The organism is Pseudomonas sp. FP1154 (assembly GCF_030687245.1).
Classification (GTDB): Bacteria; Pseudomonadota; Gammaproteobacteria; order Pseudomonadales; family Pseudomonadaceae; genus Aquipseudomonas; species Aquipseudomonas rhizophila.
Genome location: NZ_CP117465.1, coordinates 4,803,836 through 4,823,647 on the forward strand (window position 1 = coordinate 4,803,836; position 19,812 = coordinate 4,823,647).

The window sequence follows — 19,812 nt, forward strand, 5'->3', positions numbered from 1 at the left end:
ATGTCAGACCGCTATCGCGAGCAGGCTCGCTCCCACATGGGCCCTGCGTATGCATCAAACTTTGGCGGCTGCCAGGATCAGCGCTTTCATTTCAGCCACCGCCGACTTGAACCCGACAAACAATGCATGGGCCACCAGCGCATGGCCAATGTTCAGTTCATTGATGCCCTTGATGGCCGCGACGGCCTCGACGTTGTGGTAATGCAAGCCATGGCCAGCATTCACAATCAGGCCCTGGGCCAGACCGAAGGCGACGCCGTCGGCTACCCGCTGCAGCTCTTCAGCCACCTCGGTGGGCGTTTGCGCATCGGCATAACGGCCAGTGTGCAGTTCGATGGCCGGGGCACCGACGCGCCTGGAGGCTTCGATCTGCCGCTCGTCGGCGTCGATGAACAGCGACACCTCTGCGCCGATCTTCGACAAACGCTCCACCGCCGCCCTGATCCGTGCTTCCTGCCCCGCTACGTCCAGGCCGCCTTCGGTGGTCAGCTCCTGACGTGTCTCGGGCACCAGGCAAATGTGCGCGGGGCGGATGCGTTCGGCAAACACCATCATTTCTTCGGTCACGCCCATTTCGAAATTCATGCGCGTTTGCAGCACGTCCTTGAGCAGCAGTACGTCGCGCTCCTGGATGTGACGGCGGTCTTCACGCAGGTGCACGGTGATGCCGTCGGCGCCTGCCTCTTCAGCATCCAGCGCGGCCTTGACCGGGTCCGGGTAGCGGGTACCACGGGCTTGGCGCAGGGTGGCGACATGGTCGATGTTCACGCCGAGAAGAATGCGATTGCTGGTGCTCACGAAAAGCGCTCCTGAGATGGACAGAGATTCGGCCCACAGCATACGGGTTGATCAAGGCTTGCGAAACAGCTCGCGACTGACCAGCGGCCGACCGCCCAAATGAACCGCCAGGGCCTGGCGCATCAGACGCTTGGCCGCCGAGAGCGCGCCCGGCGCACTCCAGTCGGCCTCGGCCATGGCCAGAAGTTCGGTGCCATTGAACAACCCGGGTTGCAGCAGGTAGACCTGTTCCAGGCCGGCATCCACCTGCAGCCGATACAGACCGTCCGCTGCGATGGGCTCGCCATGCAGGTCGGTATTCAGGGCAAAACCGTAGCCCAGATCGTCCAGTAGCCGCCATTCGAAGGAACGCAACAGCGGTTCCAGAGGGCGACCTTCGGCCAGGGCCAACAGTGTGGCGGCATAGTGATCGAACACTGCGGGATGGGGGTCTTCGGCGGGCAGCAGGCGGATCAGCAGCTCGTTGAGATAAAGGCCGCTGAACAACGCCTCGCCGTTAAGCCAGGCCGCAACACCGTTGCTTTCCATGCGCCCGACGTTCTTCAACTCGCCCCGCCCCCGGAATTCCACTTCCAGCGGCACGAACGGCCGCGCCAGCGTTCCGGCCTTGCCACGCGCGCTCCGCAACACCGCCCGCAGTCGCCCCTGGGGCGTAAGAAAGTCCACCAAGGCGCTGCTTTCGCGGTAGGCGCGCGAATGCAGGACGTAGGCGGGTTGGGCGGTGGGTTGGGTTGGCGGCATGGGATCACAGCTCTCAATGAGTAAACGCAGTATTACTGACAACCACAAACCACTGTGGGAGCGAGCCTGCTCGCGATGAGGGACTGATATTCAACAGGAATGTTGACTGACAGACCGCTATCGCGAGCAGGCTCGCTCCCACAATGGAAATTCATGCACTCAGGAAGAGCTTTACAGGTCGCCGTAACCCAACGACCGCAGCGCCCGCTCATCATCGGACCAACCGCCCTTCACCTTGACCCACAGGTTGAGCATGATCTTGGAGTCGAACAACAGCTCCATGTCCTTGCGCGCTTCGGTGCCGATGCGCTTGATACGCTCGCCCTTGTCGCCAATGATGATTTTTTTCTGGCCGTCGCGTTCGACGAGGATCAGCGCATGGATGTGCAGGGTCTTGCCCTGCTGCTTGAACTCTTCGATTTCCACGGTGATCTGGTACGGCAGCTCTGCGCCCAATTGGCGCATGATTTTCTCGCGCACCAGTTCGGCGGCCAGGAAGCGGCTGCTGCGGTCGGTGATCTGGTCTTCGGGGAAGAAGTGATCGTTTTCCGGCAGGTGCTCGGCGATCACCCGCTCCAGCGCATCGAGATTGTGGCCGTGCTGGGCCGAGATGGGCATGATCTGGGCGTTGGGCAGTTGCTCCTGCAACCAGCTCAGGTGCGGCATCAATTCGGCCTTGTCTTCGATGCGGTCGGTCTTGTTCAGCGCCACGATCAAGGGACCTGTCACGTACTGGACGCGTTCGAGAACCATCTGGTCTTCTTCGGTCCACTTGGTGCGATCAACCACGAAGATCACCACATCGACGTCCTTCAGCGCCGCCGAAGCAGTCTTGTTCATGTAGCGGTTCAGCGCTTTTTCGCCACCTTTGTGCATGCCGGGGGTATCAACGTATATCGCCTGTACGGCGCCTTCGGTCTTGATACCCAGCATGTTGTGGCGGGTCGTCTGGGGCTTGCGCGAAGTGATCGCCAGCTTCTGGCCCAGGATGTGATTGAGCAGCGTGGACTTGCCCACGTTCGGCCGGCCGACAATGGCGACATAGCCGCAGCGGGTGACGGTTGTATCAGTCATTGCCATTCTCCACGCCCAGGGCAATCAGTGCTGCGGCGGCCGCTACCTGTTCGGCAATACGACGACTCACACCCTGACCCCGGCTTTTTTCATTCAATAAGACCACTTCGCATTCGACGAAGAAGGTTCGGCAATGCGGCTCGCCCTGGATATCCACCACTTCGTAACGCGGCAACTCGCAACTGCGCGATTGCAGGAATTCCTGCAAACGGGTTTTCGGGTCCTTGTTGGTATCCACCAGCGTCAGGCTGTCGATCTCGGAGGTCAGCCAGGCCAGCACGCGCTCGCGCGCCATTTCCATGCCGGCGTCCAGGTAGATCGCGCCAATCAGCGCTTCCAGGGCATCGGCCAGAATCGACTCACGACGGAAACCGCCGCTCTTCAATTCACCGGAGCCCAGGCGCAGGTACTCACCCAGGTCGAAACCGCGGGCCAGCACGGCCAGGGTCTCACCTTTGACCAGGCGCGCGCGCAAACGCGACAACTGGCCTTCCCGAGCCAGCGGGAAGCGTTCGAACAATGCCTCGCCAGCCACGAAGTTGAGGATGGCATCACCCAGAAATTCCAGGCGTTCGTTGTTGCGCCCGGCAAAACTGCGGTGAGTGAGAGCCAGAAGCATCAGCTCCTGATCCTTGAAAGTGTAGCCGAGCTGACGCTCGAGACGGCTTAGAGAAACGCTCACGGTTTACCCACGCTGAGTTCGTGGCTGGATTCCACCACCACGGCCGCGAAGTGCCGTTGGCTTGGGACAATTAACGCTGTGTTCAAAAATGACGTCCTGACTATCGTTGGCTTCATGCCTTCGGGCAGCCTTGTGCAGGCTCCAGAAATGCATTCGGCGCTGTGTTCAACAGCGCCGTGTGTGATTACTTGATCAGGCCAACCCGCGAGAAATTCGGCAGGTGACTGAGTTTGGGTTCCGGCCAGCTCATCCAGACCGCAAAGGCCTTGCCGACGATATTACGGTCGGGGACCATGCCCAGCATGTCCTTGGGAATGTTCGGATCATCCCAGTACCGGCTGTCGTTGGAGTTGTCGCGGTTGTCGCCCATCATGAAATAGTGCCCGGCCGGCACGGTCCACGAATGGTCCGGTGCGGCGCGGTAACGGCTCATTTCCTTGCGGATAAGGTGTTCGGCCTCGCCGAGCTTTTCCTGGTAGAGCTCGGCGCTGCCCAGTGTGCCCGGCTCGGAGCCGATCAACCGTTCGGCCACCAGTTCGCCGTTGACGAACAGGCGCTTGTCGGCGCTGTAGCGAATCTTGTCTCCCGGCAAGCCGACCACACGCTTGATGTAGTTGACGTTCGGATCGCTAGGAAAACGGAACACCATGACATCGCCGCGTTGCGGGTCACCGATTTCGATGACCTTCTTGTCGATCACCGGCAGGCGGATCCCGTAGGAGAACTTGTTCACCAGGATGAAATCGCCCACATCCAGGGTCGGCTTCATTGAGCCGGACGGGATCTGGAACGGTTCCACCAGGAACGAGCGCAGCACCAGTACGATGAACAACACCGGAAAGAACGACTTGCCGTATTCGACCAGCAGCGGTTCCTTGTTGAGTTTTTCGACCACCACCCCATCAGGCTGGCTGACGCTGCCCTGATAGGAGGCGATGGCAGCCCGGCGCCGCGGCGCCAGGAACAACAGATCAAGCAACGCCAACAGGCCGCAGACGAACACGGCGATAACCAGCAACAGCGGGAAATTTAGCGACATAGGACCTAACTATCCAACCTGAGCACCGCAAGGAAGGCTTCCTGTGGAATTTCCACGTTACCAACCTGCTTCATGCGTTTTTTACCGGCCTTCTGCTTTTCCAACAGCTTGCGCTTACGGCTGACGTCGCCGCCATAGCATTTGGCCAATACGTTCTTTCTGAGCGCCTTGACGGTTGTACGCGCCACAATCTGCCCACCAATGGCGGCCTGGATTGCCACATCGAACATCTGCCGCGGAATCAGTTCCTTCATCTTCTCGGTCAATGCACGACCTTTGTAGTGCGCGTTGTCACGGTGCACGATCAATGCCAGGGCATCGACTTTCTCACCGTTGATCAGCACATCCAGCTTCACCAGATTAGCCGATTGGTAACGATCGAAATGATAGTCCAGCGAAGCATAGCCGCGACTGGTGGATTTCAGGCGATCGAAGAAGTCCAGCACCACTTCGTTCATCGGCAGGTCGTAGGTCACCTGGACCTGGGTACCGAGGAACAGCATGTCGTGCTGCACGCCACGCTTTTCGATGCACAGGGTAATGACGTTGCCCAGATGCTCCTGCGGCACAAGGATGTTGGCCCGCACGATCGGCTCGCGCATATCCTCGATGGCCGACAGGTCCGGCAACTTGGACGGGTTGTCGACGTAGATGGTTTCGCCGTTCTTGAGCAGCAGCTCGAAAATTACCGTCGGCGCCGTGGTGATCAGGTCCAGGTCGTACTCGCGCTCCAGGCGCTCCTGGATGATCTCCATGTGCAGCATGCCCAGGAATCCGCAACGGAAGCCAAAGCCCAGGGCGTCGGAGCTTTCCGGGGTGTATTGCAGGGACGAGTCGTTCAGGGTCAGCTTTTGCAGGGCTTCGCGGAAATCCTCGAAGTCGTCGGAGCTGACTGGGAACAGGCCGGCGTAGACCTGAGGCTGGATACGCTTGAAGCCGGGCAGCACATCGACGTCGGGGGTGGAACTCAAGGTCAGGGTGTCACCGACCGGTGCACCGTGAATGTCCTTGATGCCGGCGATGATGAAACCCACTTCACCAGCCTTCAGATCAACGGTGGCGGTGTGTTTCGGGTTGAAGACACCGACGCTGTCCACCAGGTGGATCTTGCCGGTGGATTTGACCAGGATCTTGTCACCCTTCTTGACGCGGCCGTGGCGCACGCGAACCAGGGAGACGACGCCCAGGTAGTTGTCGAACCAGGAATCGATGATCAACGCTTGCAGCGGATCTTCGATATTGCCGGTCGGCGCAGGAATGGTGGTCACCAGGCGCTCGAGCACTTCGTCCACGCCCAGGCCGGTCTTGGCGCTGCAAGTGACCGCGTCGGTGGCATCGATGCCGATGATTTTCTCGATTTCTTCCTTCACGCGGTCCGGATCGGCCTGGGGCAGGTCGATCTTGTTCAGCACCGGCATGACTTCCAGGCCCTGCTCGATGGCCGTGTAGCAGTTGGCAACCGATTGCGCCTCGACGCCCTGGCCGGCATCGACCACCAGCAATGCACCTTCACAGGCCGCCAGCGACCGGCTGACTTCATAGGTGAAGTCGACGTGGCCCGGGGTATCGATGAAGTTCAACTGATAGGTAATGCCGTCGCGGGCCTTGTAGTAGAGCGTAACGCTGTGGGCCTTGATGGTGATCCCGCGCTCACGCTCCAGATCCATGGAATCCAGGACCTGGGCCTCCATTTCACGCTCGGCCAGGCCGCCGCACATCTGGATGAAGCGATCAGCCAGCGTCGACTTACCATGGTCAATGTGGGCGATGATGGAGAAATTGCGGATATGACTCAAATCACTCACGGATCAACACTCAAAAAGGCTGCAGGCATGGCCCGCCGAAAAATAGCCGGGAATTGTACCTGATACACCGCGCAAGTGGGAGCAAGCTTTGCTCCCACACAGCCTTGCCCCCGCAGCCCCCTCGCCATCGGTGCGCTGATCAACCGGCCCGGCGCAACAGCCAGAGCCCGGCCAAGGCGCAGACAGCGGCCGGTACCAGCACCGCAAACAGCGGTGAGAAACCGAATACCAGGCTGGACGGCCCCAGCAAATCCTGGGCAATACGGAAGGTGAAACCCACCAGTACGCCGGTAAACACCCGCTGACCGAGGGTCACCGAACGCAGCGGGCCGAAGATGAAGGAAATCGCCATCAGCACCAAGGCTGCGGTGACCAGCGGCTGCAACACCTTGACCCAAAAAGCCAGCCAGTAGCGACCGTTGTTCAAGCCCTGATCCGCCAGATAGTGGATATACCCCCACAAACCGGTAATCGACAGGGAGTCCGGCGCCATCACCACGGTGCTGAGCAACTGCGGGCTCAGCGCCACATCCCAACGCTCTTGCGGCGCGGCGACCACTTCGGTGCGCTTGTCATGGAACAACGTGGTGGTGACATCATTGAGCTGCCAGTGATCTTCAACAAACTTGGCGCGCTTGGCGAAGCTCGACGACAGCATGTGCCGCTGGTCGTCGAAGCGGTAGCGGGTCACGCCGTACAGGACACCGTTGGGCTGGACCGAGTTGATGTGGATGAACTCGTCACCCTGACGGTGCCACAGGCCGTGCTTGGCGCTTTGTGCGTCGCCACCACCCTGGGCCAGGGAACGGTTGGCCTGAGCGGTGTTTTCGGTGGCCGGGGCAACGTATTCGCCGACCAGCAAACCCACCAGCATCAGCACCAGCATCGGTTTCATCACGGCCCAGACGATCCGACCAACGGAAACACCGGCGGCGCGCATGATGGTCAGCTCGCTGTTGCTCGCCAGGCTGCCCAGGCCGATCAGGCAACCGATCAGCGCCGCCATCGGCAACATGTCGTAGAGCCGCCGTGGGGCGGTCAGCAATACGTAGCTCAACACGTCCATCAAGGTATAGGTGTCGCTGACATCACCCATTTCATCGATGAAGGCGAACAGGGTCGCCAGGCCAAGAATGATCCCCAGCACCGCGAGAATCGCCATGAACACACTGCTGCCGATGTACCGATCGAGTTTAACCACGGGCCACCTCCAGCGCGCTGCGACGACTGGCCAGCTTCAGGCGCAGTGGTTCCCAGTAGAGCAACCCGAGGCCAATCGCCAGGAAGATCGAATGCACCCACCAAAGGCCCAGCGCGGGCGGGATCTTGCCTTTCTCCAGCGCGCTACGGGCGGAAATCAGGATGGTCAGGTAAGCCATATACAGAAGAATCGCCGGTAGCAGCTTGAGGAAACGGCCCTGGCGCGGATTGACTCGCGCCAGCGGGACCGCCATGAGGGTCACGATGAATACCAGCAGCGGCAGCGAAAGGCGCCATTGCAATTCAGTGCGCGCCCGAATGTCGTTGTTGCCCAGCAAGCTGGAGGTGGGCATGGCATCGCGGTCGGTGACTTCGTCGCTGACCTCGGGCTTGGGCAGCAATACGCCATAGGTGTCGTACTTGATGGCCCGGTAATCGGCCTGCCCCGGCTTGCCGTCGTAGCGGTAGCCGTTTTCCAGGATCAGGTAGCGGTTGCCATCGGGGTTGATTTCCTGACGCCCCTTCTCAGCCACCAGCACCGAAATGCCGCGGTCCTTCTTGGTGTCGGAAGACACGTTCTTTTGCGTAATGAAGACGCCGCCCAGGTCGACCCGGTCTTCCGAGAGTTCTTCGGTATAGGTGACGCGAGTCCCGTCGCGCAGGGCCTGGAAGCGCCCGGGCACCAAGGTGTCGAACTCGGTCAGGGCGTCCTGCTGGTTGATCAGCATCTGGAACTGGTTGGCTCCCTGGGGCGCCAGGCTAAGACTCAGCCAGGCCACAACCAGCGCCACCAGAGTGGCCGGGAAGAGGGTCATGCGAAACAGGCGTTGCTGGCTCATGCCGGTGGCCGACAGCACGGTCATTTCGCTGTCCAGGTACAACCGGCCGTAGGCCAGCAGAATGCCCAGGAACAACCCCAGCGGCAGGATCAGTTGCAAAAAGCCCGGCAGGCGAAAGCCCATGATCAGGAACAGCGAGCCTGGATCCAGGGCACCGGAGGCCGCTTGGGCGAGGTATTTGATGAAGCGCCCGCTCATGATGATGACCAGCAGCACGGCGCTGACGGCGCTCAGGGTCAGCAGGACTTCGCGGGATAGATAACGGAAGACGATCACACCAGACACTCCAGGGCTGTCAGGCTAGGATTTGTACGAAAAGTGCCTGCGCGACGATCATGCTGCGTTGAAAACAGGCTCGGAATGCTCATTGACAACCAGTCAACTCCGCTTCCTCGCCTGTTTTCGCCTTGCCTGATCGCCGCTCGGCGACTTTTCATACAAACCCTAAGGCGGCCAAACAAGCAAACGTATCGAGCCGGCCCGCCACAGCGCGCCGCCGAAAAAAGAGCCGCATTATCCTGTGATTGGGGGCGCCTGTCACTTCGCACGCTTTAACCCGGTGCTTAAAGCCACAATTTAGCGCTGTCGGTGGGGTTGTCAGGCCCTGGCGCCGGGGTTCAAACTGCGGCCTTTGTCGCCGGCAAGCACCGGCGCTTCTCTTATATAGAAGAAGCTCGCTCAGCGCGCCATTGTGTCGGCGCCTGGCATCTTGACCATTCATTCAGGGATCCGGACATGGAACTGGTTGTAAAAAGCGTCAGCCCAGAAACGTTGAAAACCGCCACGCTGGTGGTTGCCGTCGGTGAAAACCGCCAGCTCGGCGTCGTCGCCACCCAACTCGACAGCCTGAGCGGCGGTGCCATCAGCGCTGTGCTCAAGCGCGGCGACCTGGCTGGCAAAGTCGGCCAGAGCCTGTTGCTGCACAACCTGCCCAACCTCAAGGCCGAGCGCGTGCTGCTGGTGGGCGTGGGCAAGGACGCCGAACTGGGCGACCGTCCGTTCCGTAAAATCATCGCCGGCGTGTTGGGCACCCTCAAGGGTCTGGGTGGCGCTGATGCCGTCCTGGCGCTGGACGAGTTGGTGGTCAAGGGTCGCGACAGCTACGGCAAAAACCGCCTGCTGGCTGAAACCCTGGTGGACGGCGAATACCAGTTCGACCAGTTCAAGAGCCAGAAAGCCGAACCCCGCGCCCTGAAAAAAATCACCCTGCTGACCATCAAGGCTGCCCAGGCTGAAGTTCAGCGTGCCGTGACCCACGCCACCGCGATCGCCAACGGCATGGCCTTCACCCGCGACCTGGGCAATCTGCCACCGAACATCTGCCACCCGACGTTCATGGGTGAACAGGCCAAGGCGTTGGGCAAGGAATTCAAGGGCCTGAAAGTCGAAGTCTTCGACGAAAAGAAAATCAAAGACCTGGGCATGGGCTCGTTCTACTCCGTCGGCCAGGGCAGCGCACAGCCGCCACGCCTGATCGTCATGCAATACAACGGTGGCAAGAAGTCCGAGAAGCCGTACGCACTGGTCGGCAAGGGCATCACCTTCGACACCGGCGGCATCAGCCTCAAGCCGGGCGCCGGCATGGATGAAATGAAGTACGACATGGGCGGCGCCGCGAGCGTGTTCGGCACCCTGCGCGCCGTGCTCGAACTGCAACTGCCGATCAACCTGGTGTGCATCCTGGCCTGCGCCGAGAACATGCCCAGCGGTAACGCCTCGCGTCCAGGCGACATCGTCACCACCATGAGCGGCCAGACCGTGGAAATCCTCAACACCGACGCCGAAGGCCGCCTGGTGCTGTGTGACGCCCTCACCTACTCCGAACGCTTCAAGCCGCAAGCGGTGATCGACATCGCCACCCTGACCGGCGCCTGCGTCGTCGCCCTCGGCGCCCACACCTCGGGCCTGCTGGGCAACAACGACGAGCTGATCGGCCAACTGCTCAGCGCCGGCCAGCAAGCCGACGACCGCGCCTGGCAATTGCCGCTGTTCGACGAATACCAGGAGCAGCTGGACAGCCCGTTCGCCGACATCGCCAACATCGGCGGCCCGAAAGCCGGGACGATCACCGCGGCGTGCTTCCTCTCGCGCTTCACCAAGAACCTGAACTGGGCGCACCTGGATATCGCCGGCACAGCCTGGACCAGCGGCGGCAAGGACAAGGGCGCCACCGGCCGGCCGGTTCCCCTGCTGACCCAATACCTGCTGGACCGCGCCAAGGCCTGACACCGATGACCGCCATTGGCGTCGCCTTCGGGCGGCGCCAATGGCGGCTCAGGAACTGCAATGACCAAAGTCGATTTCTACATCCTGCCCAGCGCCGATCCGTCGGCGCGGCTGGATTTCGCCTGCAAGCTCACCGAAAAGGCCTGGCGCATGGGCCACCGCATCTACCTGCATTGCAGCGATGCCGCCCAGCGCGATGACCTCGATGCACGTCTGTGGGCCTTCAAGGGCGAGAGCTTCGTACCCCATGGCCCGGCCGAAAACGAACCCGAAGGATTGATCGTGCTCGGGCTGGGAGATGACTGCGGTCAGCACCAGGACTTGCTGGTCAACCTTGACCTGAAAGTGCCGCCTTTTGCCCAGCGCTTCGCCCGTGTGGCGGAAGTGGTGGTAGAAGACCCGGGCATCCGGCAAGCCGCGCGGGAGAGTTTCCGTTTCTACCGCGAACAGGGCTATCCTCTGCAAGACCACCGTTTACAGCGACTCTGAGCCCACGATGGACACTCCAAAACCGCCACAAAAGCCCACGCACCTGCTGGACGACCTCGAGTCGATCCGCCAACTGCTCGGCGACGACAACCTGCAACCACCGCTGTTGACCGATACGGTGGAGCACGAGCCCGAGCATGACGAGCAGATTCCACTGCTGTTCGAGCCGATCAACGGCCAGCCCGAACCCAAGCCGGCGCCCAAGGCCGAGGCCAAAGGCCCCGATGCGCTGTTGCACCTGGAAAGCGAACTGCGCGCCGCCGCGCAATTGATCATGCAAGACGTCATCGACGACTTCGCTCCGCACATCGAGACCGAGATCAAGCGCCGGCTGGATGCGCGGATGGAGCGATTGCTGAGTCAGTACGAATAACACCCTCTGTCTCATTGTGAACATCCTGTGGGAGCGAGCCTGCTCGCGATAACGGACTGTCGGTCCCCATTGATGTTGAATCTGCTGGCCTCATCGCGAGCAGGCTCGCTCCCACAGGGTTCAACCGTGTCCGGCTTCTCGCTTGCTGCGTGTGGCTTGCATCTCCCCCGCCCGCTATACTTCCCGGCTTTTCCTGAATAAATGCCAATAGGGTCCCGCCGCGCATGGATAAGACCTACCAGCCGCACGCCATTGAAACTTCCTGGTACAACACCTGGGAGTCCGAGAATTATTTCGCTCCGCAAGGCGCGGGCGATTCCTACACCATCATGATCCCGCCGCCGAACGTCACCGGCAGCCTGCACATGGGCCACGGTTTCAACAACGCGATCATGGATGCCCTGATCCGTTTCCGCCGCATGCAAGGCCGCAACACCCTTTGGCAGCCGGGCACCGACCACGCTGGCATCGCCACGCAGATGCTGGTGGAACGTCGCCTCGAAGCCGAGGGCCAGAACCGCCATGACCTGGGACGCGAGAAATTCCTCGAGAAAGTCTGGGAATGGAAAGACGAGTCCGGTGGCAACATCAGCCGCCAGATCCGTCGCCTGGGCTCGTCCGTGGACTGGAGCCGCGAACGCTTCACCATGGATGACGGTCTTTCGGAAGCGGTGAAGGAAGCCTTCGTGCGCCTGCATGAAGACGGGCTGATCTATCGCGGCAAGCGCCTGGTCAACTGGGACACCAAGTTGCACACGGCCATTTCCGACCTCGAAGTGGAGAACCACGACGAGAAAGGCTTCCTGTGGAACCTGAAGTACCCGCTGGCCGACGGCGCCAAGACCGCCGAAGGCAAGGATTACCTGATCGTCGCCACCACGCGCCCGGAAACCATGCTGGGTGACTCCGCCGTTGCGGTGAACCCGAACGATGAGCGCTACCAAGCCCTGATTGGCAAGTTCGTCGAGCTGCCCCTGGTTGGCCGGCGCATTCCGATCATCGGCGACGATTACTGCGACCCCGAATTCGGCACCGGCTGCGTGAAAATCACCCCGGCCCACGATTTCAACGACTACGAAGTCGGCAAGCGCCACAACCTGCCGCTGCTGAACATCTTCGACAAGAACGCCAACGTGTTGCCGGCGGCCCAGGTGTTCAACCTCGACGGCACGCTGAACGAAAGCGTCGACGGCCAGATCCCGGCCGAATACGCCGGCCTGGACCGCTTTGAAGCGCGCAAGCAGATCGTCGCGGCATTCGACGCAGCCGGCCTGCTGGTCAGCGTCGATGATCACGGCCTGAAAGTGCCGAAAGGCGACCGCTCCGGGACCATCATCGAGCCGTGGCTGACCGATCAGTGGTACGTGTCCACCAAACCGCTGGCCGAGCCTGCGATCGCTGCGGTAGAAGATGGCCGCATCCAGTTCGTGCCCAAGCAATACGAAAACATGTACTTCTCGTGGATGCGTGACATCCAGGACTGGTGCATCAGCCGTCAACTGTGGTGGGGCCACCGCATCCCGGCCTGGTACGACGAGTCAGGCAAGGTCTACGTCGGCCGCGATGAAGCCGAAGTCCGCGCCAAGCACAACCTCGGTCCGGACGTAGCTCTGCAACAGGACAACGACGTACTCGATACCTGGTTCAGCTCGGGCCTGTGGACCTTCTCCACCCTGGGCTGGCCACAGCAGACCGAGTTCCTGAAGAAATTCCACTCCACCGACGTACTGGTCACCGGCTTCGACATCATTTTCTTCTGGGTCGCCCGGATGATCATGCTGACCATGCACCTGGTGAAAAACGAAGACGGCACGCCACAAGTCCCGTTCAAGACCGTCTACGTGCACGGCCTGGTGCGCGATGGCCAGGGCCAGAAGATGTCCAAGTCCAAGGGCAACGTCCTGGACCCGCTGGACATCATCGACGGCATCGATCTGGAAACCCTGGTGCAGAAACGCACTTCGGGCCTGATGCAGCCAAAACTGGCGAAGAAGATCGAGAAGGCCACCCGCGAAGAATTCGCCGACGGCATCGCCAGCTACGGCACCGACGCCCTGCGCTTCACCTTCTGCTCGCTGGCGTCCACCGGTCGTGACATCAAGTTCGACATGGGCCGCGTCGAGGGTTATCGCAACTTCTGCAACAAGATCTGGAACGCCGCGCGCTACGTGCTGGACAAGGGCGAAGACTGCGGCCAGAACGGCGAAGCCTTTGAGCTGACCCTGGCTGATCGCTGGATTATTTCCCAGCTGCAACGCACCGAAGCCGAAGTGACCCGCCAGCTCGATCAGTTCCGTTTCGACCTGGCGGCACAAGCGTTGTACGAGTTCATCTGGAACCAGTATTGCGACTGGTACCTGGAGCTGTCCAAACCAGTGCTGTGGGACGAAAACGCCCCGGTCGAACGCCAGCGCGGCACCCGCCGCACCCTGGTGCGCGTGCTGGAAGTCGCCCTGCGCCTGGCGCATCCGTTCATGCCGTTCATCACCGAGGAAATCTGGCAGCGTGTCGCTCCGCTGGCGGGCGCCCAAGGCAAGACGATCATGCTGCAACCGTGGCCGGTGGCCAACGAAACCCGCATCGACCCGGCCGCCGAAGACGACATTGAATGGCTCAAGACCTTCATGCTGGGCCTGCGTAACATCCGCGCCGAAATGAACATCGGCCCGGGCAAACCGCTGAACCTGTTCCTGAACAATGCCAGCGCCGAAGACCTGCGCCGCCTCCACGAGAACGAAGCACTGCTCAAGAAATTGGCCAAGCTCGAATCGGTGACCGTCCTGGCCGCTGGCGAAGAAGCGCCGCTGTCCGCCACCGCCTTGGTTGGCGAGATGGAAGTGCTGGTGCCGATGGCCGGCCTGATCGACAAGGCTGCCGAACTGGCGCGCCTGGATAAGGAAATCCTGCGTTTGAAGGGCGAAGTCCAGCGTGTCGGCGGCAAACTGTCCAACGCCGGTTTCGTTGACAAGGCGCCGGCTGAAGTCATCGAGAAGGAACGCGCCAAACTGGCCGAGGCTGAACAGGCCTTGGGCAAGCTGGCCGAGCAACATGCGCGGATCTCCAGCCTGTAACGGGGATTTGCAATGAAGAAGGAGGTCCTGATGGATCTCCTTTTTTATGCCTGGTACTTTCTAGTGAACACGCTTGCCCCCTGTGGGAGCGAGCCTGCTCGCGATGACGGCGGTACATTCAACATTGGTGCAAGCTGACCCACCGCTATCGCGAGCAGGCTCGCTCCCACAGTAGATCGCGCCGATCGTTGCAGTTGGGTTCGCAGGGGCAGGATGTGGGACAATACCCGCCACTTTTTTGAACCCTCCCCGAATCGACCCGCACATGACCGCCCCTCGCACGCCCAAGCCAGCACGCTCCAAGCCCAACCCCGCCATCGAGGCCAAAGTGCCGCGGGAGAAAGCTAGCCTGCACCCACGCAATCGCCACCAGGGTCACTACGACTTCCCGGCATTGATCAAGTCCACGCCCGAATTGGCGAAGTTCGTGATCATCAACCCCTATGGCAAGGAAAGCATCGACTTCGCCAGCCCGGAAGCCGTAAGGGTGTTCAACCGGGCGCTGCTCAAGTCCTTCTACGACATCGCCCATTGGGACATTCCGGCCGACTACCTGTGCCCTCCGGTGCCAGGACGCGCGGACTACGTGCATTTCCTCGCTGATTTACTGGCCAGCCACAACGAAGGAACGATTCCACGCGGGGCGGCGGTGAAGGTGCTGGACATCGGCACGGGGGCCAACTGCGTGTACCCGCTGATCGGCTACAGCGATTACCGCTGGCATTTCCTCGGTTCGGAAATCGATCCGACGGCCATTGCCTCGGCCAAAGCCATTGTCCAGTCCAACGGGCTGAACAAAGCCATCCAACTGCGCCAGCAAGCCAACCGCAAGCAGATCCTGTTGGGTTTGCTGGAAGAGGCCGAGCGGTTCGACCTGACAATGTGCAACCCACCCTTCCACGCCTCCCTGGAGGAAGCCACCAAGGGTAGCCAGCGCAAATGGCGTGCGCTGGGCAAGGCCGACCCGAAGCGCAAGCTGCCGGTGCTGAATTTTGGCGGTCAGGCGGCGGAGTTGTGGTGCGAGGGCGGAGAGGCCCGGTTTGTGACGCAACTGATCGGCGAGAGCGCACAGGTGGCCAGCCAGGTGCTGTGGTTCAGCACCCTGGTGTCAAAGGCGTCGAATCTGCCGGCGATTCAAACCGCCTTGAAAAAGGCCGGGGCGCTGCACAGCCAGGTGGTGGAAATGTCCCAGGGGCAGAAGCAGAGCCGCTTTGTGGCCTGGACCTTCCAGACCGAGGCACAGCAGCAGGCGTGGCGCCAGTCGCGTTGGGTTCGCAAGGGCTGAGTGGGAGCAAGGCCTTGCTGCCACAAATGCCCTGACCACAGACCACTTTTTCCAAGGCAATAAAAAACCGTGCCCGGATCACTCCGCAGCACGGTTTTCTTTTAAACGCGATCTTACTTGTTGATGCCGTCGGTCAGCGCTTTGGCTGGAACGAACTTAACAACTTTCTTGGCAGCGATTTCGATGGCTGCGCCAGTCGAAGGGTTACGGCCGGTGCGGGCAGGACGCTCGGTGACTTTCAGCTTGCCGATGCCTGGCAAGGTGATTTCGCCGCCATTTTCCAGCTGATCGGCAACGATCTGACCCAGTTGGTCCAAAGCGTTACGCGCGGTGGTTTTAGGCGCGTCGATAGCTTCAGCGATGTCAGCGATCAGTTGGTCTTTAGTAAGAGCCATGTAGTGTTCCTTCCCTATCAAATTCATATGGATTGCAGAGTGCAGTGTCAGCCATCGAGCCCGATCTCAGAGGATCAGACACCCTCGGTAATCACCACGACGGATCGGGGTAATAGATGCCGAAAACCGGGTTTGGTTCGACCTGACAAATGCTGAATGCACGCTTAACGCAGTGACTTCGCGTAAGACCGGGCAAAACTAGCACAACGCCTGTGAAATATCCGCCTCTAGCTACCCATTTGGTCAGCTTTCTTGCGCGAAAACGGTAAAAAAATGCATATGGCGTGTCGGACGGGTCTGAAAGGGGCTTTGCAGGGTTCCAAAACCAGTGATTGCGGTACACTGGGCCTTTTTGGGGGAGCGCGCCCTCCTCTCTTTCATCAGCCGAGAAATCCATGCCGATCCGTCATTGCATCGTCCACCTGATCGACAAAAAACCCGACGGCACGCCCGCCGTGCTCCATGCCCGTGACTCCGAGTTGAGCGAGTCCACGGCCATCGAGAACATGCTCGCCGACCTCAACGAGAGCTATAACGCCAAACAAGGCAAGGCCTGGGGCTTCTTCCATGCCGAGTCCGGGGCGCACCCGTTCAGCGGCTGGCTGAAGGAGTATCTCGACGGCGGCAAGGATTTCACCGCATTCAGTCGCGTGGCGGTGGAGCATCTGCAAAAGCTGATGGAAGAGTCCAACCTGTCGGTGGGCGGCCACGTGTTGTTTGCCCATTATCAACAGGGCATGACCGATTACCTGGCGATCGCCCTGCTGCACCACAGCGAAGGCGTGGCGGTCACCGACGAACTGGACGTGACCCCGTCCCGTCACCTTGATCTGGGCCAACTGCACCTGGCAGCGCGAATCAATGTGTCGGAATGGCAGAACAACAAACAGTCCAGGCAGTACATCTCGTTCATCAAGGGTAAGAACGGCAAGAAGGTCTCGGAGTATTTCCGCGACTTCATCGGCTGCCAGGAAGGCGTCGACGGCCCCGGCGAAACCCGCACCCTGCTCAAGGCCTTCAGTGATTTCGTCGAAAGCGAAGACCTGCCCGAGGACGACGCCCGGGAGAAAACCAAGACCCTGGTGGATTACGCCAGCAGCCAGGCCAAGCTCGGCGAGCCGATGGGCCTGGAAGAGCTGTCCGAACTGATCGACGAAGATCGCCCGAAAGCCTTCTACGACCACATTCGCAACAAGGACTACGGGTTGTCGCCGGAGATTCCGGCGGATAAACGCACCCTCAACCAGTTCCGCCGCTTCACCGGCCGCGCCGAAGGCTTGTCCATCAGTTTCGAAGCCCACCTGCTGGGCTCCAAGATCGAATATGACGAAGAAGCCGGCACGCTGATCATCAAGGGCCTGCCCACGTCGCTGACCGATCAGCTCAAGCGCCGTAACTGATGCTCGCAAAGGTTCTGAAGAAGTTTCTGCTGATTTTGCTGGTGGTTGTGGCGTACCAGAACTGGGGCAAGATCGAGCGGGTATTCAATCCCTCGCAGATGCTGCCTGAACAGATCCGGGCCGATGCCCGGGTCGTGCTGTACGCCACCGACTGGTGCGGTTACTGCAAGGCGACCCGGCGGTTCCTGGATGAAAAAGGCGTGCCCTATCGCGAGTTCGATATCGAGAAAGACGCTCAGGCGCGCAAGGCCTATGAGGCGCTGGGCGGGCGCGGGATCCCGATTCTGGATGTAAATGGCACGCTGATTCGTGGTTTTGAGCCGCAGAACATCCTTGAGGCACTGTCCGCGAAATAGGTTTGTCCGCTAGCGATGATGCTGGATCGGATGGCCTCATCGCGAGCAGGCTCGCTCCCACAGGGATTCGTGGCGGACGCCAAGCCTGTTACCACTGCAAATCCAGTGTGGGAGCGAGCTTGCTCGCGATGGCGGTGGTCCAGTCAGAGCGCAAGCCCTGGGTAGACGGTAAGCGCCCATTAGTCGGGACTGTCAACTCCTACAGTATCAATGCCTGAAATAGCGTTCATTTTTTATATGCCCCCTCAGCCGAAGCCGTCGCTGAGCCGAACCTCTTGCGAGAACGCCTGAACAGACGGAGCATATAAAATGAACTCGATACAGCACTACCCAGCCCGAAACCGCGTTATAAAAATCACCCACCGCGCCTTGGTGTTGTCTTTCATTGCGATCTACGCCGGTTCCGCCTCTGCCGCGCAATACACCTGCCAACTCTTCCTGCCACCGAACCAAACCGTCATACAGACCACCACCGTTTTCAACGGGAGCAGCACGAGCGATGCAATCCGCCGCGCCACAACGATCTTCGACCTGCAAGGCCTTATTCCTCCCAATGCGCCACACCTGGTTCTATGCGAGCTGTAATATCGGGTGATCGCTTCTGGAATAAACGCCCGGAATTGCCTGCTCCGGGCGACAGATCGACTTTAATCGAGCGCCTGACCTTCTTATCAAGTTGATAATTGAAAACCCAGCCGTGGAAAGTGCACATGCACCACCCCGCCAAGCGCGTCTTCGCGACGTAGGATCAGCTCTTCACGACCGGCAAACAACAACTCTCCGGCCACCGGGTCGACGCCATAATCGGTTGCGGCAATCGTCACCTGCTGCCCTTTCGTGAACCCGTTCGGTTCCTCGAATGACTCATCCGGCAGCGCTGCCGGCGCAGCGTTGCGAGCCACTTCCAAAGCCTCTTCGGAACTCATCGCGTGCGACGCGCCATGGCCAAAACCCAGCACTCGCGCCAACCATGCCGAGATCGCCGGGTAGGTGTCTACCAGCGGCGAAGTCACCGCAGTGCCTTTGAGAAACCACAGAGGGTGAGCCATGGCGAAGTCGGCAATCGATGGATCGCCCAACAGAAAGTCACCCTCCTCGCGCTGCAACTGTTGCTCAAGACGCGCCATGATCGTGGGCCATTGGTGCTTGGCCTGTTCGGCAGATAGATGCTTGGTCGTACCGCCACTGAACAGCCCGGCCCGATCGCTGATAAACGTCTTGATGACTTCAGGCGGCAACTTGGCGAAACGCACCGCCACCGACTCCGGCTGAAATACCAGGCTTACCGCATGTTGAAACACCACCGAATCGGCCCATGCGGCAAAAGACGCTGCAATCATCTCCCGGCCTTCGGGAAACAGCGCCGGCGAAGCTTTTTCCTGCTCCAACCGACGGGCGATCAGCGCCGTGTCGCAATAGATATCCGCGCCGATCTGCAATACCGGGGTCTTGCGGTAGCCGCCCGTCAGTGCCGTCAGGTCGGGCTTGGGCATCATTGGCGGGATATGCACCGAACGCCAGGACAGGCCCTTGAAACCCAGTAACAAGCGGGCTTTCTCGGCGAAGGGAGACGTCGGGTAATGATGAAGAATCAGCTCTGACATGAGGTTCGCCACTGCAGGGAGGAAGTCCCGCAGCTTAGCGTGCCAGGGTCCGACAGCCTACCCTTCTGATGACGCCGTATCAGCGCGGTTGATGGAACACCGATGCACTCGCCACCAGGCACTCCTTGGCGCTTTTCTTGAGCTTCTTGATCAGTCGCTCCTGGCGCAGGGCTTCGCCCTTGTCGCGACAGGCTTCGGTATACACCAGCGCCACCGCCGGGCTGGAAAGAAAAAAGCGCGCGCCCTTGCCGCTTTGATGCTTGGCGAAACGCCGTACCGGGTCATCACTGATGCCGCAGTACAGCGAACCGTTGGCGGCCCGCACCAGGTAGACGAACCAGGGCTTGCCCGGTTCGGCTGCTGCTTGCCCTGGCAGGTCGGAGGATGGGTTGGCGGTCGTCACAGGATGTTCAGCAGACGTGTAGAAAACAAGCC

The 19,812-nt window shown here is 60.4% G+C and carries 19 protein-coding genes; 8 read left to right on the forward strand and 11 right to left on the reverse strand.

Features of this window, described 5'->3' with window-relative positions; genetic code table 11:
* Positions 1–54: 54 nt before the first annotated feature.
* The 8 genes from pdxJ to lptF all read right to left on the reverse strand — a co-directional run bounded on the left by pdxJ (position 55) and on the right by lptF (position 8,454).
* The gene (gene pdxJ, locus PSH91_RS21525; RefSeq protein WP_047228885.1) at positions 55–798 is read right to left on the reverse strand and encodes a pyridoxine 5'-phosphate synthase; all 744 of its coding nucleotides are present in this window, start codon (positions 796–798) and stop codon (positions 55–57) included.
* A gap of 51 nt (positions 799–849) precedes the next feature.
* Positions 850–1,539, reverse strand: coding sequence for a DNA repair protein RecO (gene recO, locus PSH91_RS21530; protein ID WP_047228884.1), 690 nt, complete (start codon positions 1,537–1,539; stop codon positions 850–852).
* Between the two features lie 171 nt (positions 1,540–1,710).
* The gene (era, locus tag PSH91_RS21535) at positions 1,711–2,613 is read right to left on the reverse strand and encodes a GTPase Era (RefSeq protein WP_047228883.1); all 903 of its coding nucleotides are present in this window, start codon (positions 2,611–2,613) and stop codon (positions 1,711–1,713) included.
* Positions 2,606–3,295, reverse strand: a complete 690-nt coding sequence (gene rnc / locus PSH91_RS21540) for a ribonuclease III (RefSeq protein ID WP_047228882.1) — start codon at positions 3,293–3,295, stop codon at positions 2,606–2,608. Before rnc ends, era begins: the two co-directional genes overlap by 8 nt.
* A 184-nt stretch (positions 3,296–3,479) precedes the next feature.
* Positions 3,480–4,334, reverse strand: a complete 855-nt coding sequence (lepB, locus tag PSH91_RS21545) for a signal peptidase I (RefSeq protein WP_047228881.1) — start codon at positions 4,332–4,334, stop codon at positions 3,480–3,482.
* A gap of 5 nt (positions 4,335–4,339) precedes the next feature.
* Positions 4,340–6,139 (reverse strand): translation elongation factor 4, encoded by a 1,800-nt coding sequence (gene lepA / locus PSH91_RS21550; protein WP_047228880.1) that lies wholly within the window; start codon positions 6,137–6,139, stop codon positions 4,340–4,342.
* 139 nt (positions 6,140–6,278) lie between these two features.
* Entirely contained in the window at positions 6,279–7,340 is a 1,062-nt protein-coding gene (lptG, locus tag PSH91_RS21555) for an LPS export ABC transporter permease LptG (RefSeq protein WP_047228879.1), read from the reverse strand.
* On the reverse strand, positions 7,333–8,454 hold the full coding sequence (lptF, locus tag PSH91_RS21560) for an LPS export ABC transporter permease LptF (protein WP_047228878.1): 1,122 nt from the start codon (positions 8,452–8,454) through the stop codon (positions 7,333–7,335). Before lptF ends, lptG begins: the two co-directional genes overlap by 8 nt.
* 459 nt (positions 8,455–8,913) lie before the next feature.
* Between lptF and PSH91_RS21565 the strand changes: the two genes are divergently transcribed.
* From PSH91_RS21565 to rlmF, 5 genes are all read left to right on the forward strand, one after another.
* On the forward strand, positions 8,914–10,404 hold the full coding sequence (locus PSH91_RS21565) for a leucyl aminopeptidase (RefSeq protein WP_047228877.1): 1,491 nt from the start codon (positions 8,914–8,916) through the stop codon (positions 10,402–10,404).
* Positions 10,405–10,464: 60 nt separating this feature from the next.
* On the forward strand, positions 10,465–10,893 hold the full coding sequence (locus tag PSH91_RS21570) for a DNA polymerase III subunit chi (protein ID WP_047228876.1): 429 nt from the start codon (positions 10,465–10,467) through the stop codon (positions 10,891–10,893).
* A gap of 7 nt (positions 10,894–10,900) precedes the next feature.
* Positions 10,901–11,266: a hypothetical protein gene (locus tag PSH91_RS21575; protein WP_047228875.1), complete on the forward strand. Its 366-nt coding sequence runs from the start codon at positions 10,901–10,903 to the stop codon at positions 11,264–11,266.
* Between the two features lie 224 nt (positions 11,267–11,490).
* Positions 11,491–14,337, forward strand: a complete 2,847-nt coding sequence (locus tag PSH91_RS21580; RefSeq protein WP_305466736.1) for a valine--tRNA ligase — start codon at positions 11,491–11,493, stop codon at positions 14,335–14,337.
* A gap of 265 nt (positions 14,338–14,602) precedes the next feature.
* The gene (gene rlmF, locus PSH91_RS21585) at positions 14,603–15,622 is read left to right on the forward strand and encodes a 23S rRNA (adenine(1618)-N(6))-methyltransferase RlmF (RefSeq protein ID WP_305466738.1); all 1,020 of its coding nucleotides are present in this window, start codon (positions 14,603–14,605) and stop codon (positions 15,620–15,622) included.
* 113 nt (positions 15,623–15,735) lie between these two features.
* Here the strand turns inward: rlmF and PSH91_RS21590 are convergent, their stop codons facing one another.
* Entirely contained in the window at positions 15,736–16,017 is a 282-nt protein-coding gene (locus PSH91_RS21590) for an HU family DNA-binding protein (protein ID WP_047228872.1), read from the reverse strand.
* A 395-nt stretch (positions 16,018–16,412) separates the two neighbouring features.
* Between PSH91_RS21590 and yejK the strand changes: the two genes are divergently transcribed.
* From yejK to PSH91_RS21605, 3 genes are all read left to right on the forward strand, one after another.
* Positions 16,413–17,417, forward strand: coding sequence for a nucleoid-associated protein YejK (gene yejK / locus PSH91_RS21595; protein WP_173406591.1), 1,005 nt, complete (start codon positions 16,413–16,415; stop codon positions 17,415–17,417).
* Complete coding sequence (locus PSH91_RS21600; RefSeq protein ID WP_305466739.1) at positions 17,417–17,773, forward strand: glutaredoxin family protein; 357 nt, start codon at positions 17,417–17,419, stop codon at positions 17,771–17,773. Before yejK ends, PSH91_RS21600 begins: the two co-directional genes overlap by 1 nt.
* Before the next feature lie 309 nt (positions 17,774–18,082).
* Positions 18,083–18,358, forward strand: a complete 276-nt coding sequence (locus PSH91_RS21605; RefSeq protein ID WP_173406589.1) for a hypothetical protein — start codon at positions 18,083–18,085, stop codon at positions 18,356–18,358.
* An 86-nt stretch (positions 18,359–18,444) separates the two neighbouring features.
* Here PSH91_RS21605 and PSH91_RS21610 read toward each other — a convergent pair whose 3' ends face one another.
* Together PSH91_RS21610 and PSH91_RS21615 are read right to left on the reverse strand one after the other, a co-directional pair.
* The gene (locus tag PSH91_RS21610) at positions 18,445–19,377 is read right to left on the reverse strand and encodes a glutathione S-transferase family protein (RefSeq protein ID WP_173406588.1); all 933 of its coding nucleotides are present in this window, start codon (positions 19,375–19,377) and stop codon (positions 18,445–18,447) included.
* 79 nt (positions 19,378–19,456) lie between these two features.
* Positions 19,457–19,780, reverse strand: a complete 324-nt coding sequence (locus PSH91_RS21615; RefSeq protein WP_047228867.1) for a GIY-YIG nuclease family protein — start codon at positions 19,778–19,780, stop codon at positions 19,457–19,459.
* Between the last annotated feature and the right edge of the window lie 32 nt (positions 19,781–19,812).